Origin of the sequence: Amycolatopsis cynarae, assembly GCF_026802195.1 — a bacterium.
Lineage (GTDB): Bacteria > Actinomycetota > Actinomycetes > Mycobacteriales > Pseudonocardiaceae > Amycolatopsis_E > Amycolatopsis_E rhizosphaerae.
Window position 1 is genome coordinate 7,433,075 of sequence record NZ_CP113836.1, and the last position, 16,920, is coordinate 7,449,994.

The following is a 16,920-nucleotide window of genomic DNA, read 5'->3' on the forward strand; positions in this document are numbered from 1 at the left end:
GAGCGAGCGTAATGACGGGATTCAACGCGGCGGACTACCTTGTCGACCGGCATGTCCGGGAGGGCGACGGGGCGAAGACGGCGGTGGTGACGCCGGAGGTTTCCCTCAGCTACGCCGAACTCGCCGACCGTGTGCACCGCGTCGCGGGCGGGCTGGCCGCGATCGGGGTGCGGCCGGAGGAGCGGGTGATGCTGTGCATGGTCGACGGCGTCGAACTGCTCACCGGCATCCTCGGCGCGATGTACGCCGGGGCCGTCCCGGTTCCGGTGTCCACCATGGCGACCGGCCCGGAGCTGGGCAGGGTGCTGGCGGATTCGCGGGCGCGCGTGCTGTGCGTGTCGGACGAGTTCGCCGCGGCCGCCAAGGCGGCGATCGCGCTGGCCCCGGAGGTCGCCCACATCGTGCTGGACCGCGCCGATCCGATCTCCTTCGCCGGTGGCGTGGCCACGCACGACTGGGGCGAGCTGTCCGGCGCCGAACCGCTGCCCCGGTACGAAACCTGGGAGGACTCGCCCGCGCTGTGGCTGTACACCTCCGGCACCACGGGTGAACCGAAGGGGGCGATGCACCGGCACGCGAGCATCCGCGCGGTCTGCGAAACCTACGCCGACAAGGTCCTCGGGGTGACTGGGCAGGACCGATGCTTCTCGGTGGCGAAGCTGTTTTTCGCCTACGGCATCGGCAATTCCGCGTTCTTCCCGCTCGCCGCGGGGGCGACGACCGTGCTCGAGCCGGGGCGCCCGAGCCCGCGGCTGGTCGCCGAACGGGTACGGGCGGAGCGGCCCACCCTGTTCTTCGGGGTGCCCACCTTCTACTCCGCGCTGCTCGCCAGCGACATCCCGGACGACACGTTTTCCTCGGTGCGCCAAGCGGTTTCGGCGGGCGAGCCGCTGCCCGCGGTGCTGTTCGAGCGGTTCCGGGCCCGGTTCGGGGTGGAGATACTGGATGGCATCGGGTCGACGGAGGCGCTGCACATCTTCCTGTCGAACCGGCCCGGCGCGGTGGTGCCCGGCAGCACCGGCACCGCGGTGCCGGGCTACGACCTGGAAATCCGGGATGCGGAAGGGAAACCGGTCGAGGCGGTCGGGCAGCCCGGCGAGCTGTTCGTGCGCGGGCCGTCCACCGCGTTCGGCTACTGGAGCCGGTACGAGACCACGAAACGGGTGTTCCAGGGCGACTGGCTGCGCACCGGGGACAGCTACGTGCGCAACGAGGACGGCACCTACACCTGTCTCGGCCGTTTCAACGACATGCTGAAGGCGGGCGGGATCTGGGTGTCCCCCGGCGAGGTGGAGCAGCGGCTGCTGCAGCATCCCGACGTGGCCGAGGCGGCGGTGGTCGCCGCGCCCGACGGGGACGGTATCGACAAGCCGGTGGCCTGCGTGGTGCCGGTGGCCGGGCGTGAGGTGGACGCCGCGGCACTGATCGAGTTCTGCCGCGAGGGGCTGGCCTCGTTCAAGCGCCCGCGCGCGGTGCTCGGGGTGCGCGAGCTGCCGAAGACGGCGACCGGCAAGATCCGCCGGAACGTGATCCGCGAGCAGGTCCGGGACACCTTCGCCCCGGGGGAGCCCGCGTGATCGACGGCAGGACAGTGGTCGACGCCCACGTGCACGCGCCGAGGCTGAGCACGCTCAAACCCGCCTGGCTGGAGTGGGCCGACCGGTTCTCCGGGCCGCACGACTGGCGCAGCGCCTACGACGCCGACGGCAACCCTGTGCCGGCCGCGCTGGACGCCCTCCTGGCGGCCGAGGGCGTCGACCGCGCGTTGTTGTTCTGCGAGTACAGCCCGCGCGCCACCGGTATCCAGCCGATCGAGGATCTGCTCCCCATCGTGGCGTACAACCCGGCGCGGTTCCGCCTGGTGGCGAACGTGAACCCGCACCTGCACCACCCGCTGGCGGCGGAGGTGGAGCGGCAGCTTGACCTCGGCGCGGTGGCCTTGAAGATCCACCCGGTGCACGGCGCCTTCTCCCCGGCGGACAAGGAGCTCTACGCCGCGTACCGGGTGTGCGCCGAGCGCGGGGTACCGGTGATCCTGCATTCGGGCACCAGTAGCTTCCCCGGGTCCCGGACCAGCTTCGGCAACCCGGAACTGCTCTCGGACGTGGTCGAGGACTTTCCCGGCGTGAACTTCGTCTTCGCGCACGGCGGGCGCGGCTGGTGGTACGACGTCGCGGCGTTTCTGGCCCTGGCCAAGGACAACGTGTGGCTGGACCTGGCCGGGCTGCCGCCGAAGAAGCTCTCGGAGTACTACGCGCGGTTCGATTTCCCGCGCCTGGCGGGGAAGTTCGTGTTCGGCACGGACTGGCCCGGCGTGCCCGGCGCGAGCCGGAACGTGCGCGCGCTGGCCGCGCTGGACCTGCCGGAGGACGTGCTCACGGACGTGCTGTCCGGCAACGCCGCCAAGCTCTTCCCCGGCCTCGCCGCCTGAACCAGGACGAGCCGCTTGCCGTGAGGGGACCCCTCACGGCAGCCGCTCGGCAGGGGAACGGCACTTCCAGAGGCAGGGGCGGTGCCCTCAAGGTGACCTTGAGGGCGTTTATGACTCTGAAGGCGACCTTCAGGGCATCCGCCGCGGCCTCCGGCGTACAAGCGCAGCAGGGAACGGGGATCAGCCGCCGTTGACTTCGCGGAGGGTGCGCATGGCCTCGGCCAGCGCCTCTGCGGCCTCGGGGCCGAGGGGTTCCAGCACGCGGCGCCGGAGGATCTCCGCGCACGCCCGGCGGGCGTCGTCCGCCACCTCGCGCCCGTGGTCGGTGAGGCAGGCGTAGGTGACGCGGCGGTCGCGCGGGTTGGGAGCACGCCGGATCAGTCCCGCGGCCACCATCCGGTCGGCGACCTTGGTGAACCCGCCGCTGGACAGGGCCGCCTCGGTGGCCAGGCGGGTCATCGGCATCTGGTGGCCGGGGGTGCGCACGAGCCGGAGCAGGATGTCGAAGGTGGCCGGGGCCAGGCCGAAGCGCTCGGCGATCTCGCCCATGAGCTTGTCCTGGGTGGCCAGGTAGCCCTCGATCACCAGGCCCCACCAGGTCACGATCTCGTCGTCATCGGCCACGAGCGTGATTCTACCGTTCTCTCGCGGGAATACATCTTCCAAAGAAGAGGTTTGAGGAGAGTGGTTGGTCCACAGCCCTTCAAGGAGGACCGATGTCCATCAAGACCAGCGGCCTGCACCACGTCACCGCCATCGGCGGCGACCCGCAGCGCAACGCCGACTTCTACCTTCGCACGCTCGGCCTGCGGTTGGTGAAGACGACGGTCAACTTCGACGATCCGGGCACCTATCACCTGTACTACGGGGACGAAGCGGGCAGGCCCGGCTCGCTGATGACCTTCTTCCCGTGGCCCGCCGCGCCGCGCGGGCGCCGGGGCAGCGGCCAGGCCACCACGACCTCGTTCTCCGTGCCGGCCGACTCCATCGGTTGGTGGCGGGACCACCTCGCCGCGGCCGGGGTCACCACCGGGCGCATCGTGAACCGCGATGGCGAGGACGTGCTCACCTTCGACGATCCCGACGGTCTCCAGGTCGCGCTCGTCGCGCATCCGCAGGGCGACCCCCGCGCCCCCTGGGACAACGGGTTCGTCCCGGCCGAACGCGCGATCCGCGGCCTGCACTCCGTGACGTTGTCCGTGACCGGGGAGGAGGCGACCGCGGAGACGCTCCGTGAACTGGGCCTGAGCTTCGCGGGCCAGGACAGCAACCGCCTGCGCTTCACCGCGGGTGATGGCGGACCGGGTGCGATCGTCGACGTGCTCGTCACGCCCGGCACTCCGCGCGGCCTGGTCTCCACCGGAACCGTGCACCACGTCGCCTGGCGGGCCCCCGACGAGCCGACGCAGGCCGCATGGCGCGAGGAACTCCTCGACCGCGGCGTCAAGGTCACGTCCATTTTGGACCGTCAGTACTTCCGCTCGATCTACTTCCGTGAGCCGGGCGGAACCCTGCTGGAAGTGGCGACCGACCAGCCCGGATTCGCGGTCGACGAACCGCTGCTGGAACTGGGGCGCGCGCTGAAGCTGCCGCCGTGGCTGGAACCGGACCGCGAGCAGATCGAACACGCGCTGCCGAAGCTCGACCTGCCCCGTGAGAACAACCCGGAACTGGTGTGAAGCGTGCTCGACCACAAGTACCTCGAAGGTGATCCGGAAGCCCCCGTGCTGCTGCTCCTGCACGGCACCGGGGGCGCCCCGGGCGATCTGCTGGGCCTCGGCCGCGACCTCAGCCCGTCCTCGGCGCTGCTGGCCCCGGCCGGGCCGGTGTCGGAGCACGGCGCGGCCCGCTGGTTCCGCCGCCTCGCCGAAGGCGTCTTCGACCACGAGGACGTCGTGGCGAGGGCGAACCAGTTGGCCGATTTCGTTCTCACCGCCCGAAAACGCTACGACCTGGACGGCCGCAGGCTGGTCGCCGTCGGGTTCTCCAACGGCGCCAACATCGCGGCCGCGGTCACCCTCCTGCGGCCGGACGCGATCCGCGAAGCCGTGCTGTTCGCGGCGATGTTCCCGCTGGCCGAAAACACCCCCATTCCCGACCTGACCGGGACGCGCGTGTTCGCCTCCAACGGCGAGCACGACCCGATGGCCCCGCTGCCCTCGGCCGAACGCCTGACGGCGCTGCTGCGCCGGCAGGGGGTGGAGGTCACCACCTACCGCCACGGCGGGGGACACCTGATCACGCCGGAAGCGGAGGTGGCGGCGAAAGACTGGCTGACCACTGGGTGATCCGGTCACGGCAGGCGCGGGCGGCCCGCGTCTGCCTGCCCTTCCGGCTGGCGTCCACATGGGACTGCGAGCGGTTGTCCCTCGGGCTCGCCTGGCGTGGCCAGGGTGGCAGCAATCCCACGCTGCGAGTCCCGCCCGAGGTGTACCGGGCCGAGCTGGCGTTCGCGCGTGAGCTGGGGCTACCCGTATCCGTGCATGCGAGCGGGCCCCGTGGCGCGCGCGGCCAGATCGCCGGCCTCGCCGGTCTGCTGGGTCCGGATCTGCAGGTGGTCCACGCCAACAACGCCACGGACGAGGAGATCGCCGCGCTGGCGGGCAGCGGGGCGGTGGTGAGCCTGTCACCGCTGTCCGAGCTGCGCATCGGATACGGCTTCCCGCGGACTCGTGAGCTCCTGGACGCGGCCGTGCCGGTCGGGTTGTCCGTGGACACCACGATGCTGACCGGGGGCGCGGACGATGGGGCTGGGAGACGAGATCAGCTCGCTGCGAGTGGGCAAGCGCGCCGGTCTGATCGTGGTTTCGCCGCGCGACTGGACCGGCGACCCCGCCGAGTACCTGGTGACCGCGGCGGGACCGGAGGACGTCCGGCTCGTCTTCGTGGGCGGACGGCTCCTGGGACAATGAACCCATGAGCGCGGTAGCGGACTGGTCGGCGCAACTGGCCGCGTGGGCCATTCCCGAGGAGATCCTCGCCGCCGCGCCGGAGTCGCCGTGGGTGCTGCCGCGCGCGGTGTTCGAGCGCCGGGTCGACCGCCACCTCGCCGAGCCGGGCACGCCGACTCACCGTGCGGTGCTCGACGCGCTGGGTGAGGGCGGCACGGTGCTGGACGTGGGGGCGGGAGCGGGGGCGGCGAGCCTGCCCTGCGCGGCCGCCATCACCGGGATCACCGCCGTCGACACCGACGCGGGCCTGCTCGCCGCGTTCGCCGAGCGGGCGCGTGCGCTCTCGCTGCCCTACCGCACGGTTCAGGGCCGCTGGCCGGAGGTGGCCGCGCAGGTCGAACCGGTGGACGTGGTGGTCTGCGGCAATGTGTTGTTCAACGTCGCCGATCTTCCGCCGTTCGTGCGGGCGCTGGAGGAGCACGCCGGGAGCCGGATCGTGCTGGAGACGGCCGCGGTGCACCCGCTGACCTCGCTCAACCCGCTGTGGCGGCACTTCCACGGTATCGACCGGCCGGACGGGCCCACCGCGGACGACGCCGTGGCCGCGCTGCGGGAACTGGGTGTGGTGCCCGAGGTGATCCGCTGGCACAAGCCGCCCTTCCCGGAGCACGCGCGGTTCGAGGAGCTGGTGGACGTGACCCGGCGACGCCTCTGCCTGCCGGTCGAGCGGGCTGGTGAGGTCGCTGACGCGCTGACCGGACTCGGGGTCGACCGCGGTGTGCCGCCGGATCTCGGTTCTTCGGGGCGGGCCATGGTGACCTTGCTGTGGTCCCCCGCGCGGTCCCGCTGACCGGCACGATCGACCGCTCCGTCCCACAATGGCGATATGACCGCTCCGCAGGATGGCAAGCCGCAGGGCCGCCCGGAAGGGCCGTCCGCCCCGCCCAAGCCGCCCTTGCACCGCACCAGGGTCAGCGGCACCTGGGTGACCGTTGTGGTGGCTCTCGTCCTGTTCATTTTCCTGCTGGTGTTCATCCTGCAGAACCTCGGCAGCGTCACGGTCACCTTCCTGACCGTGACCGGGACGATGCCGCTGGGGGTCGCGATGCTGCTCGCCGCGGTCGCGGGTGCCCTGGTGGTCGCGCTGGTCGGCGCGGCCCGCATCATGCAGTTGCGGCGGGTCACCAAACGCGCCCACCGCGCCAGGCACTGACGGCCCACCCGCAAGGCGGATTCGCGGTAACGGTGCCTCGGCTAGCATCACCGCGTGTCGAGGGAAGAAGTGCTCGTCGTCGCCTCCCCGCAGGATCCGACCTTGCTGCGGCGTGCGGGCCGCTTCGCCGGGTGGGCCGCGCGTACCGGGCTGTCGCTGACCCGCCTGCTGCCCGGTGCGGGGCTGGCCGAGGCCGGTTTGCGCGGCATGGAACGTCAGTTGGTGTCCGAACTGCGGAAACGCCTCGATTCGATGGACGATCCGTACGTGGTGACGGCCCCTGCGAGGCCCACGGCGGAGCAGCGGCCTGGTGACGGCGTGCTCGTCGTGGCCGGCGAGCCGTTGCGGGCCGCGATGAAGCAGTTGATGGACAGTGCGGCCGGGTTCGACCGTGCGCAGTCCCGTGAGTACCTGTACGTGACCGTGCTGCGGCAGCTCACGCCGGACGAGGCGCGGATACTGGCGGTGCTCGCGCGGGGTTCGGCGTTCCCGGCGGTCGACGTGCTCGGCCGGGGCGGCCGGGTGGTGCTGCGCAACGCCTCGACCGTCGGCAAGGCCGCCGGGGTGACCCTGCCCGAAGAGGTGCCGAGCTACCTGACCCGCCTGGCCGGGCTGGGCCTGGTCGAGGTGGGTCCGGATGAGACCGCCCTGAGTTCGCAGCACGAGATCCTGGCGACCGACGAGGTGGTGCGCGAGGCGGTGCGCTCGGTCAAGCGGGCGCGGCTGGTGCGGCACAGCGTCCGGCTGTCGCGGTTGGGAGCGCGGTTCTGGGCCGCCTGCGACCCCGCTCCGCAGAGTCGCGTGCCCTGACCGCCGCCACTACCGTGTAACGAAACGAGCCCCACCGACGCTGGAGAGGGTGCGGGCCGGGACCATTCGCGCGAAGCGGGCGAAGAGCGCGCTTATACCATATTCTCCGCGAAAATGATACGTTTTTGTCGTCATTGTCACACGTGTTTCTTCGTTGTTGCAGGTAGCTCGCCTGTGTGTCACCTCGTGCGCTGAACGGGCTAACGAACTCTGTTAGCTTGTTTTGACATGTCCGGAAAGCACTTGATCGAAACTCCGACCAAGGCCGATGGCGCTGCGCTGTGGCGAATCGCAAGGGATTCCCAGAAGCTCGACCTCAACTCGCCGTATGCGTATTTGTTGTGGTGTCGCGATTTCGCCGACACCTCGGTCGTGGCCAAAGTGGACGGTCGACCGGTGGGCTTCGTCATCGCGTACCGCAGGCCTTCCGCGCCGGACACCGCGCTGGTGTGGCAGGTGGCCGTCGACGCGGACCAGCGTGGCCGCGGTCTGGCCGGGACCCTGCTGGACGAGCTTTTCCGCGGGCTGATCGAGCGGGGTGTCCGCTACCTGGAGACCACGATCACCCCGGACAACTCGGCGTCGATCAGATTGTTCACCTCCTTCGCACAGCGTTGGCAGGCGCCGCTGGAGAGATCCGCGCTGTTCGCCAGAGCGGACTTTCCCAACGAGGGTGAACTGCACGAGCAAGAGGACCTCTACCGTATCGGGCCACTTTCCCGGGGTTAGCCCGGAAATGGTGGCCAGATAAGGGATCAGTCGGGAGATGAAAACGCCAGTGAGCATCTTTGAAAAGCTCGAATCCGAAGTGCGCAGCTACAGTCGCGGGTGGCCCGTGGTGTTCGACCGGGCCGTCGGCACGCGGCTCTTCGGCGAGGACGGCACGCCGTATCTGGACTTCTTCGCCGGGGCGGGCGCGCTCAACTACGGACACAACAACCCCGTGCTGAAGCAGGCCCTGCTCGACTACCTCGCCCGCGACGGGGTGACGCACGCGCTCGACATGTTCACCGTCGCCAAGCGGGACCTGCTGGAGACCTTCGAAGAGAAGATCCTCCGGCCGCGCGAACTCGACTACAAGGTGATCTTCCCCGGTCCCGGCGGTGCCAACGCCGTCGAGGCCGCGCTGAAGCTCGCCCGCAAGGTGACCGGCAAGGAGTCGGTCATCAACTTCACCAACGCCTTCCACGGCATGACCCTGGGCGCGCTGTCCGTCACCGGCAACTCGATGAAGCGCAGCGGTGCCGGGGTGCCGCTCGTGCACGCCACGCCGATGCCCTACGACCAGTACTTCGACGGCGTGTACCCGGACTTCCTGTACTTCGAGCGGCTGCTGGAGGACTCTGGCAGCGGCCTCAACGAGCCGGCCGCGGTGATCGTGGAAACGGTGCAGGGCGAGGGCGGGATCAACGCCGCGGGCGTGGACTGGCTGCGCGGGCTGGCCGAACTGTGCCAACGGCACGAGATCCTGCTGATCGTTGACGACGTGCAGATGGGCTGCGGGCGCACCGGGCCGTTCTTCAGTTTCGAGGACGCCGGGATCAAACCGGACATGGTGTGCCTGTCGAAGTCCATCGGCGGCTACGGGCTGCCGATGGCACTCACGTTGATCAAGCCCGAGCTCGACGTGTGGGAGCCGGGCGAGCACAACGGCACCTTCCGCGGGATCAACCCGGCGTTCGTCACCGCCACCGAGGCGCTGCGCACCTACTGGAGCGACGACGAGCTCGAAAAGTCCACCCGGGCGAAGGGCGAGCGGATCGGGGCCGCGCTGCAGGGCATCGCCGAGGCCTATCCCGAGGCCGGGCTGACCGCCAAGGGCCGTGGGCTGGCCCGCGGGCTCGAACTCCCCAGTGGCGAGATCGCGAGCCGGGTGTGCGCCGCCGCCTTCGAGCGCGGCCTGCTGATGGAGACCTCCGGCCCCGACGGCGAGGTGGCGAAGCTGCTGCCGCCACTGACCGTCTCCGACGCCGAGATCGGCGAGGGGCTGCAGATCATCGACGAGTCCGTCAAGTCCGTTCTGGCCAAGTAAGGGAGAGACCTTTGATCGTCCGCACCCTCGACGAGATCACCGACACCGACGCCGACATCAAGACCCCGAACTGGCGCAGCAAGCGGATCATCCTGGCCAGGGAGAAGGTCGGCTTTTCGGTGCACGAGACCACGCTCTACGCGGGGACCGTGAACGACTTCTGGTACGCGAACCACATCGAGGCCGTGTTCGTCTACGAGGGCGAAGGCGAGATCACCAACAAGGAAACCGGCGAGACCTTCCCGCTGCGGCCGGGCTCGCTCTACCTGCTCAACGACCACGACAGGCACCAGGTGCGCCCCAGGACCGACATGAAGACGGTCTGCGTCTTCAACCCGCCGGTGACCGGCCGGGAGGTGCACGATGAAAACGGGGTGTACCCGCTCGTCCGGGAACCCGCCGAGGACTTCGGAGACGGCGCCGAAGACACCGGCGGAGAAGAGCAGTCCGCCTGATCCCGTTCCCCGTTCCCGCCACCCAACCGAAAAGACAGAGGGGTAGCCAAGGAGGCGAACCGTTTTGACCATCATGGACACCGGTATCGAAGATGCCTACCCGACCCGGGTCACGGGTGCGGCCGAGCCGATCGAACGTACCGACCCGACGGTCTGGGGCACCGAGGCCGACGGCCCGATCGACGCGGCCACACTCGCCTCGCACGACGCGAAGGGGTACCACATCGTCGAGGGGCTGCTGTCCCCCGGCGAGGTGCAGACCTACTGGCGGGAGCTGGTGCGCCTGTCCGGCGACGAGGCGCTCAAGGCGGACGAGCGGGTGATCACCGAGAAGGTCAGCGGCGAGGTCCGGTCGATCTTCGAGGTGCACCGGATCAGCGCGCTGATCGGTGAGCTGGTCCTGGACCCGCGGATTCTCGACCGCGCAAGGCAGATCCTGGGCTCGGAGGTCTACATCCACCAGAGCCGCGTGAACTACATGCCCGGGTTCAAGGGGACCGGCTTCTACTGGCATTCCGATTTCGAGACCTGGCACGCCGAGGACGGGATGCCGAAACCGCGCGCGGTGAGCTGCTCGATCGCGCTGACCGACAATTACCCGTTCAACGGCGGGCTGATGGTGATGCCCGGTTCGCAGCGCACGTTCGTGCCTTGCGTCGGGCAGACGCCGGACGACTACTACAAGAGCTCGCTCAGGCAGCAGGACATCGGGGTGCCGCGGGAGGAGGACATCACCGCCCTCGCCGCCGAGCACGGGATCGAGCAGTTCACCGGGCCCGCGGGCTCGGCGCTGTGGTTCGACTCGAACGTCATGCACGGCTCCGGCAACAACATCACGCCGTACCCGAGGTCGAACATTTTCCTGGTCTTCAACAGTGTGGAAAACGCTTTGACCGCACCGTTCGGCGCCGCGAAACCGAGGCCGCCGTTCATCGCGAGCCGCGACTTCACCCCTATTACGCGATAACCGTCCTTAATGGCCTGGCCGGTTGTAGCAGCCCCGTAGCAGCCTGTTACGGTAGCGCCATCGCACCGGCCAGGAGCCGGAGCGGTCGAGGTTGTCGTCGGTGGCGTGGGTTCTCCTTTGCTCGGGGTGAGTCCTGTGCGACCGCCGGCGCCGAGTCCGGCGGGGGGCGCACCCGCCCGTCGCACGTTTCACCGAATGCGGCCTCGTACCACTGGATCGGGACCGGTGGTACGAGGTCGCATCGGGTGCGAGGGAGGGCAGGCTTGCGCGAGCCCTTGCGGATCCAGTTGCTCGGTCCGGTCCGGTTGCTGTCCGGCAACCGTCCCCTCGCCATCGGCGGGCCCGCGGTGCGGGGCCTGCTCGCGCTGCTCGCCCTCGACGCGGACAAGATCGTCGGCCTGGACGAGTTGATCGACGCACTGTGGGGGCACGACCCGCCCGCCACCGCCCGCACCATCGTGCACGGCAACGTTTCCCTGCTGCGCCGCGTGCTGCGCTCGGTCCAGCCGTCCGACCAGGCCCTGATCGAAACGGTCGCCCCGGGATATCGGCTGATCATCGACCCGGACCGGATCGACGCCCACCGCGCCCGGATCCTGTTGCAACGCGCCAAGACCGCCCCGCTGACCGAGCGTGCGGCGCTGCTCGCCGAGGCCCACCAGCTGTGGCAGGGGCCGGAACTGTCGGACGTGCCGGTGCGGGCCCCGGAACTCGCCGAGCTCCGCGCGGCCGTGCACGGGGCGCGGATCGATGCCGACCTGGCGTTGGGCAGGCACGCCGAGCTGATCGCCGAACTGTCCGCGCTGGTGCGGGAGAACCCGCGTGCCGAGCGGACCGCGGGGCAGTTGATGCGCGCGCTCTACTACTCGGGCCGCCGCGCCGACGCACTGGACGTGTACCGGCGGGTGGCCCGGCACGTTTCCGACTCCTTCGGCATCGACCCCGGCCCTTCGCTCCGGGCGCTGCACGAACGCATCCTGAACGACGACCTGCCGCCCGTGGCGCCCGCCCTGCCACCCGCCATGGTGGACGTCACGCGGATCGTGCCCCGGCAGCTCCCGCCCGCACCGGGGCCGCTGGCCGGGCGCGGCGCGGAGTTCGCGTGGCTCGACGGACTTCCGGAGGACGGCGTCGTGGTGCTCACCGGCGCCGCCGGGGTCGGCAAGAGCGCACTGGTCGTGTCCTGGGCGCGGCACGCTTCGCGGCGCTTCCCGGACGGGGCGCTGTACGCCGCCCTGGGCGGCTTCGACCCGCAGCATCCGCCGGTCGAACCGGCCGACGTGCTTTCCCAGTTCCTGCAAGGACTCGGTGTGCCGCTGGCCGATCTGCCGGAGCGGTTCGGAGAACGGGTCGCGCTGTACCGGTCGCTGATCGAGGGCCGCCGCGTGCTGGTGGTGCTCGACGACGCCGCCTCCGCCGAGCAGGTCCGCCCGCTGCTGCCCCCGGGCACCATGGCGGTGGTGACCAGCCGGAGCAGGCTCGACGGGCTGGTGGTGTCGCACGCGGCGACCGTGCGCCGCCTCGATCCGCTGGCCCGACGGGATTCGGTGCGCCTGCTGGCCGAGCTGGCCGGGACGGGAACCGCCGAGCAGCACGAGCGGCTCGCCGTGTTGTGCGGCGACCTGCCCTTGGCGCTGCGGATCATCGGGGCCCGGCTGGCCGGTGCCGAGGAATGGCGGGTCGAGGATTTCCTGGCCGAGCTGGCCGGTGAGCGGACCCGGCTCACCGCGCTCGACATCGGCGACGCGAGCGTCCGTGCCGCGCTCGACGTGTCCTACCGGGGACTGTCCCCGGAGGCCGCGTCCACCTTCCGTGCGCTCGGGGTGCTGGCCGGGCGCAGCGCCGGACCGCATCTGGTCGCGGCCATCGAGGAGGTTTCCGTGCCCGCGGCCCGCGCGCGTCTCCGGGAACTGGCCGCACACCACCTGCTGACCGAGAACGGGCCGGACGTGTTCACCCAGCACGATCTCGTCCGCCTGTACCAGCGGGAACTGGCCACCCGCGGCGAGCACGTGCTGGACCGGTCGTTGCGCTACTACCAGGCGGTCGCCGACCGGGCCCGCCGGAAGCTCCTGCGCGTTATCGACCCGCTCGATTTCACCGGCCTGCCGGTGGTGGCGCCGGCACTGGACTCGGTGGACGAAGCGCTCGCCTGGTTCGCCGCGGAGTGGCCGAACCTGATCGCGACCGCGACGGCGGCGCAGGACGCCGGGCGGCACGACGAGGTGTGGCGCCTGGCCAGGGTGGCGAACACCTACCGGATCGTGCGGCCGGTGTGGGACGAATGGTCGCTGCTGGTGGAGATCGGCACGGCCTCGGCGGAGGCGTCCGGCAGCGCGGAGGCGCGGGCGTGGATGCTGCTCGCCCGATGTGCCCTCGGGCTGACCTACGAACTCGGCGAGCGCAGCCTCGCCGACGCCGAAGCCGCGCTCGGACTCTCCCGCGAGCTTCCGGATGTGCGGCTGGCGATCGCGGCCAAGATCCATCGGGGCTGTGCGCTCACGCTGCTGGGAAGGTACCGGGAGGCCATCGACTGCCTGCGGGAAACGGCCGAGGAGGCCGAGCGCGCCGGCGATCTCGGGCAGCGTGTTCAGGCGCTGAACCGCCGCGCGGACGCGGAGAAGCGCGCGGGCGACCATGCCGCCGCGATCCGGCACCAGCTCGCGGCGCTGGAGATCGACCGGCGGCTCGGCGACGACAGTTATGTCGTCGCATCGCTCAACAACGTCGGAGAGCTTCACCTGCACCTCGGCGATTCCGACGAGGCGCTCCGCTACGCGCGCGAGGCCGTCGAGCTGACCGCGAACCGGGGCTTCCTGCTGCAGGAGGCACTGAGCAGGCTGACCCTGGCGCGGATCCTGCGTGTTCGTGGCGACCGGGAAGGTGCCCGGGCCCAGCTCGGCCTGTCGGTCGCGCTGTACCGGCGGGTGAGCCCCCGGATCACACGCACCATGGCCGACGAACTCGCAGCTCTCGGCCTTGAACACAGTTAGCGAATTCTTAGTCCCCGATCCCTCTTCTGCGTTAAGGTCACCCTCGGCCGTCTGACGCAATGGGGGAGCGCCAGACGGCCGTCCACCTCCCCCGCTCCCGTGTTCCACACTCGTGCGGACCATTCCCCTCAGCGGCCGCGGGCGACGATGTCGCCGACGGTGGTGGTCGCGTGGATGGTGAGCTGGGCGGCGGCGCCTTCGGTGTTGTTGAGCGAGTTGTGGATGCGGCCGTGGGAGGTGCCGGCGTCGAGGGAGGCCGAGACTCCGGTGGCGGCGCCGATTTCCACCTCGCCGGCCTCGGTGCGCAGCACGACGGTGCCGCGCACGGCCTCGGTGATGCGGATGTCGCCCTTGCTGGTGCGGATCTGCGCATCTCCGTCGAGGTGGTCGACGGAGATGTCGCCCGCGGCAGTGGTGAGGCGGGCGCTGGCGGTCTCCTCGACGTGGATCGAGCCGTGCTCGCTGTCGACGGTGACGTCGCCGAACCGTCCGTCGGCCTGGAGGTCGACGCTGGCCGCCTTCACCTCGATCCGGGAGCCGGCGGGCAGCCCGATCGTCACCTGGAGGTAGCCGGAGGGGCCGAAGTACTGGTTCTTCGCCGGGGCTTGGATGCGCAGGGTTCCGTCGCCGTATTCGACCTTGGTCTGCTCGGCCATCTTCACGTCGCGGCCCTTGGAGGTGTCCGCGGGCCGGATCTCGACGGTGGTGTCGGCCTGGTCGGTGGCGAGGAACCGGACGTGGCCCGCGGGGATGTCCACGATGGCGGAGATCGGCTGGGGGGTGTTGAACGTCGGCATGGCGTGCCCTCCTTCGCTGGGGGCCCGGCTGAGGTGGGCCCCGGTGAACTGATGGAGTCCACGATCGAGGGCCGCACTGACACCGGACCGCCACCGAACTGACACGACCACTGACACGCAGCCACTCCCGGCCCTGAAGGCGATCTTCAGGGCACCCGCTCAGTGGTCGAAGAGGCTGACTTCGGGAGTGATCTCGAGGAGTTCGTGGACCGGGCGGCCGCGCCTGCCGTCGATCGTGGTGGTGCGCACCACGCGCAGGCGGGCGGTCACCGGCCGGTCCAGGTTCTCCTTGATCTCCTCCAGCAGGTCCGGCGCGACCGCGCCCTGGATGAACCCGCCGGACTCGCGTTCCAGGTAGAAGATCCGCCGCCGGGTGCGGACCCCGTCGAGCCGGCCGGTCACCGTCTCGTACCCGACCGCCTCCCGGGACTCGCGCAGGCTGCTGTGCAGGACCTTCGCCTGCTCCAGTGTCATGCTGCGGGCCACTTCTTCGCCGGAGGTGGGAGTCAGCTGCAGGCCCACCCCGACGTTTTTGATCACCGCGTTCACGATGTCGCTGACGGCGTTGCGCACGGTGTCCCGCTGCAACAGGACGGCGTCGAGCGCGCCGTCGTCCGAGCCGTTGGCGGGCAGGAAGTCGCACAGTTCCTTCACCGCGCGCTCGGACAGCGTCTCGATCCCGTCGTGGATCAACGCGTCGTCGTGCGGCGGCTCCGGGAAACCGAAGAAGATCGTGTTGCCCGCCTGGCCGCGCTGGATCAGCGGGGCCTTGTCCCGGTCGGCGGGCTGGACGTAGGTAACTTCGCCCTGCGGGTTGCGGATGATGTGCCCGATCTTGGCGGTCGCGTCCTGCAGTGCCCGGCTGATGTCGGAGAACGTGTACGCGTCCAGGTTGGTGGAGCCGAGCATCGACACCCGCAGCAGGGGCGAACGGCTGGTGCGCTCGAACTTCGCGTGGGCCGCCATCGCCGACGCCCTGGCCAGATCGTCGAGCCAGGTCCCGCCGGGAATGTCGTCCGCGATCCGCCGGAACTCCATCATCACCACACCACCTCGGGGAATCCGCGTGTGCCGTGGCCGGACCAGGTGTACGCCCAGGTCGCCTCGTCGCCGGGGAAGCACAGGAAGCCGTCGAGCAGACCGCCGACGGGCTGCACCTGGTCGAGGTACATCGCGGGCTGGCCGATGATCACGCCGCGAAGGGTGAGCAGGCCGTAGAGCGAGTCACGCGCCGGGCCGGTCATTCGCTTGAGGCTGCCCCAGTCGTCCGGGATGAGCACCACGTCGAGCCCGCTGGGCACGCGGTCGCCGCGCACGATGAACGAGCCGCCGATCCAGGCGCGACCGCCGGGAATGATCCTGGCGACGGCGCCGAGGTAGCTGTTCAGCGCGCTGAACAGGATTTCGCGCTCGTTCTGGTAGGGGGCGTCGAAGACGAGCCGTTCGTAGATGTCGGCAAGATCGGCGGGAAGCCGCCCAGGCGGGAGTAAGCCCTCCGTGGTCCAGTGCGGGAGCGGCATGGCCAGAACCTATCAGTGCCGCCGGGCGGAGCCGGAACGCCTGTCAGGTCGTGGGCGGCCAGTCCACCGGTAGTGTGCCGGACCGCCTGCCGCGGGCGGGGTCGTCCGGTTCCGGGTCGCGGTACTCGTCCCGGGCAGGCGGAAGGCGCTCGGTCTGCTCCTCGGGGGAGGTGGGCGGCGGGGTGCGGGTGCGCCGGGGACGGAGCAGGAGCGCGGCCGTGGCCGCGCCGAGCAGGAACGCGATCAGCAGCCAGAGCCAGATCTGCCCGAACAGCCACCACATCCCGGCACCCCCTTCACCGCACCGCGATCTCCACGCGGCGTTCGTCGCCGCGTCCGGTGGGTCTGGTGTCGCCGTAGGCCCTGGGGATCAGCCGGTTCGAGGGCACACCGGCGGCGCTGAGGGCTCTCGCGACCCGTTCCGCCCGGGCTCGGGAGAGGGCCAGCGCGGTCGCCTCGCTGCCCGGTCCGGCCGCGGCGTGCCCGCCGATCTCGAAGGTCGTCCCGGGCGGGGCGGTGCCGAGGAGCCGGGCGACCTCGGTGAGACCGCGGGGGTCGAGCGGGTCGGCACTGTCGGGGGCGAAGGTGATCGGATGCGCGAGAAGTACCCGATCGAGTGAGCCCTGCAGGCCTGCCGGGTCCGCGGCGGGGATGGCACCCGACGTCAGATGGGCCCGCAGCGCGGGGCCCTGCCACTCGACGACCCCAACCGCCAGCAGCCCGGTCACCAGTACCGCGATGACCGGAAACCAGGTTCGCGTACCGGACACAGCCGAACCCTAAGCCGGGCCGCGGACTGCCGCGACCCGGC

The 16,920-nt window shown here is 70.5% G+C and carries 19 protein-coding genes; 13 read left to right on the top strand and 6 right to left on the bottom strand.

Annotated features, from left to right (window positions below; genetic code table 11):
• The first annotated feature begins 11 nt into the window (after positions 1 to 11).
• The gene (locus ORV05_RS36115; RefSeq protein ID WP_268756342.1) at positions 12 to 1,577 is read left to right on the top strand and encodes a benzoate-CoA ligase family protein; all 1,566 of its coding nucleotides are present in this window, start codon (positions 12 to 14) and stop codon (positions 1,575 to 1,577) included.
• Positions 1,574 to 2,431, top strand: a complete 858-nt coding sequence (locus ORV05_RS36120; RefSeq protein ID WP_268756343.1) for an amidohydrolase family protein — start codon at positions 1,574 to 1,576, stop codon at positions 2,429 to 2,431. The genes ORV05_RS36115 and ORV05_RS36120 overlap by 4 nt, the downstream gene beginning before the upstream one ends.
• 180 nt (positions 2,432 to 2,611) lie before the next feature.
• Here ORV05_RS36120 and ORV05_RS36125 read toward each other — a convergent pair whose 3' ends face one another.
• The gene (locus ORV05_RS36125) at positions 2,612 to 3,064 is read right to left on the bottom strand and encodes a MarR family winged helix-turn-helix transcriptional regulator (RefSeq protein WP_268760052.1); all 453 of its coding nucleotides are present in this window, start codon (positions 3,062 to 3,064) and stop codon (positions 2,612 to 2,614) included.
• Positions 3,065 to 3,147: 83 nt separating this feature from the next.
• Between ORV05_RS36125 and ORV05_RS36130 the strand changes: the two genes are divergently transcribed.
• From ORV05_RS36130 to ORV05_RS36180, 11 genes are all read left to right on the top strand, one after another.
• The gene (locus tag ORV05_RS36130; protein ID WP_268756344.1) at positions 3,148 to 4,110 is read left to right on the top strand and encodes a ring-cleaving dioxygenase; all 963 of its coding nucleotides are present in this window, start codon (positions 3,148 to 3,150) and stop codon (positions 4,108 to 4,110) included.
• 3 nt (positions 4,111 to 4,113) lie between these two features.
• Positions 4,114 to 4,719: an alpha/beta hydrolase gene (locus ORV05_RS36135; RefSeq protein ID WP_268756345.1), complete on the top strand. Its 606-nt coding sequence runs from the start codon at positions 4,114 to 4,116 to the stop codon at positions 4,717 to 4,719.
• A 456-nt stretch (positions 4,720 to 5,175) separates the two neighbouring features.
• Positions 5,176 to 5,343 carry a hypothetical protein gene (locus tag ORV05_RS36140; protein ID WP_268756346.1) on the top strand — a complete coding sequence of 56 codons (168 nt, stop codon included), beginning with the start codon at positions 5,176 to 5,178 and terminating at the stop codon, positions 5,341 to 5,343.
• A 4-nt stretch (positions 5,344 to 5,347) separates the two neighbouring features.
• Positions 5,348 to 6,172 carry a class I SAM-dependent methyltransferase gene (locus ORV05_RS36145; RefSeq protein WP_268756347.1) on the top strand — a complete coding sequence of 275 codons (825 nt, stop codon included), beginning with the start codon at positions 5,348 to 5,350 and terminating at the stop codon, positions 6,170 to 6,172.
• Between the two features lie 36 nt (positions 6,173 to 6,208).
• Entirely contained in the window at positions 6,209 to 6,535 is a 327-nt protein-coding gene (locus ORV05_RS36150; protein ID WP_268756348.1) for a LapA family protein, read from the top strand.
• Between the two features lie 54 nt (positions 6,536 to 6,589).
• Positions 6,590 to 7,345, top strand: coding sequence for an Abi-alpha family protein (locus ORV05_RS36155; protein WP_268756349.1), 756 nt, complete (start codon positions 6,590 to 6,592; stop codon positions 7,343 to 7,345).
• Between the two features lie 228 nt (positions 7,346 to 7,573).
• A complete protein-coding gene (ectA, locus tag ORV05_RS36160; RefSeq protein WP_268756350.1) occupies positions 7,574 to 8,074 on the top strand; it encodes a diaminobutyrate acetyltransferase in 501 nt (166 codons plus the stop codon).
• Positions 8,075 to 8,123: 49 nt separating this feature from the next.
• Positions 8,124 to 9,377 (top strand): diaminobutyrate--2-oxoglutarate transaminase, encoded by a 1,254-nt coding sequence (ectB, locus tag ORV05_RS36165; RefSeq protein ID WP_268756351.1) that lies wholly within the window; start codon positions 8,124 to 8,126, stop codon positions 9,375 to 9,377.
• 11 nt (positions 9,378 to 9,388) lie between these two features.
• On the top strand, positions 9,389 to 9,832 hold the full coding sequence (locus ORV05_RS36170) for an ectoine synthase (protein WP_268756352.1): 444 nt from the start codon (positions 9,389 to 9,391) through the stop codon (positions 9,830 to 9,832).
• 73 nt (positions 9,833 to 9,905) lie between these two features.
• Complete coding sequence (gene thpD, locus ORV05_RS36175) at positions 9,906 to 10,799, top strand: ectoine hydroxylase (protein WP_407652818.1); 894 nt, start codon at positions 9,906 to 9,908, stop codon at positions 10,797 to 10,799.
• A gap of 263 nt (positions 10,800 to 11,062) precedes the next feature.
• Entirely contained in the window at positions 11,063 to 13,792 is a 2,730-nt protein-coding gene (locus tag ORV05_RS36180) for an AfsR/SARP family transcriptional regulator (RefSeq protein WP_268756354.1), read from the top strand.
• Between the two features lie 128 nt (positions 13,793 to 13,920).
• Here the strand turns inward: ORV05_RS36180 and ORV05_RS36185 are convergent, their stop codons facing one another.
• The 5 genes from ORV05_RS36185 to ORV05_RS36205 all read right to left on the bottom strand — a co-directional run bounded on the left by ORV05_RS36185 (position 13,921) and on the right by ORV05_RS36205 (position 16,879).
• Positions 13,921 to 14,589, bottom strand: a complete 669-nt coding sequence (locus tag ORV05_RS36185) for a DUF4097 family beta strand repeat-containing protein (protein ID WP_268756355.1) — start codon at positions 14,587 to 14,589, stop codon at positions 13,921 to 13,923.
• A gap of 159 nt (positions 14,590 to 14,748) precedes the next feature.
• Positions 14,749 to 15,630 (bottom strand): hypothetical protein, encoded by an 882-nt coding sequence (locus ORV05_RS36190; RefSeq protein ID WP_268756356.1) that lies wholly within the window; start codon positions 15,628 to 15,630, stop codon positions 14,749 to 14,751.
• Positions 15,630 to 16,109: a DUF6932 family protein gene (locus ORV05_RS36195; protein WP_144592686.1), complete on the bottom strand. Its 480-nt coding sequence runs from the start codon at positions 16,107 to 16,109 to the stop codon at positions 15,630 to 15,632. Before ORV05_RS36195 ends, ORV05_RS36190 begins: the two co-directional genes overlap by 1 nt.
• A 43-nt stretch (positions 16,110 to 16,152) precedes the next feature.
• Positions 16,153 to 16,392: a hypothetical protein gene (locus ORV05_RS36200; RefSeq protein ID WP_268756357.1), complete on the bottom strand. Its 240-nt coding sequence runs from the start codon at positions 16,390 to 16,392 to the stop codon at positions 16,153 to 16,155.
• A 13-nt stretch (positions 16,393 to 16,405) separates the two neighbouring features.
• Entirely contained in the window at positions 16,406 to 16,879 is a 474-nt protein-coding gene (locus ORV05_RS36205; protein WP_268756358.1) for an OmpA family protein, read from the bottom strand.
• Between the last annotated feature and the right edge of the window lie 41 nt (positions 16,880 to 16,920).

Excerpts from the sequence above, each read along its gene's own strand:
- ORV05_RS36140 (WP_268756346.1), top strand. The coding sequence starts at position 5,176 with ATGGGGCTGGGAGACGAGATCAGCTCGCTGCGAGTGGGCAAGCGCGCC.
- ectA (WP_268756350.1), top strand. The coding sequence starts at position 7,574 with ATGTCCGGAAAGCACTTGATCGAAACTCCGACCAAGGCCGATGGCGCT.
- ORV05_RS36195 (WP_144592686.1), bottom strand. The coding sequence starts at position 16,109 with ATGCCGCTCCCGCACTGGACCACGGAGGGCTTACTCCCGCCTGGGCGG.
- ORV05_RS36150 (WP_268756348.1), top strand. The coding sequence starts at position 6,209 with ATGACCGCTCCGCAGGATGGCAAGCCGCAGGGCCGCCCGGAAGGGCCG.
- ORV05_RS36130 (WP_268756344.1), top strand. The coding sequence starts at position 3,148 with ATGTCCATCAAGACCAGCGGCCTGCACCACGTCACCGCCATCGGCGGC.
- thpD (WP_407652818.1), top strand. The coding sequence starts at position 9,906 with ATGGACACCGGTATCGAAGATGCCTACCCGACCCGGGTCACGGGTGCG.
- ORV05_RS36190 (WP_268756356.1), bottom strand. The coding sequence starts at position 15,630 with ATGATGGAGTTCCGGCGGATCGCGGACGACATTCCCGGCGGGACCTGG.
- ORV05_RS36115 (WP_268756342.1), top strand. The coding sequence starts at position 12 with ATGACGGGATTCAACGCGGCGGACTACCTTGTCGACCGGCATGTCCGG.
- ORV05_RS36200 (WP_268756357.1), bottom strand. The coding sequence starts at position 16,392 with ATGTGGTGGCTGTTCGGGCAGATCTGGCTCTGGCTGCTGATCGCGTTC.
- ORV05_RS36145 (WP_268756347.1), top strand. The coding sequence starts at position 5,348 with ATGAGCGCGGTAGCGGACTGGTCGGCGCAACTGGCCGCGTGGGCCATT.
- ORV05_RS36185 (WP_268756355.1), bottom strand. The coding sequence starts at position 14,589 with ATGCCGACGTTCAACACCCCCCAGCCGATCTCCGCCATCGTGGACATC.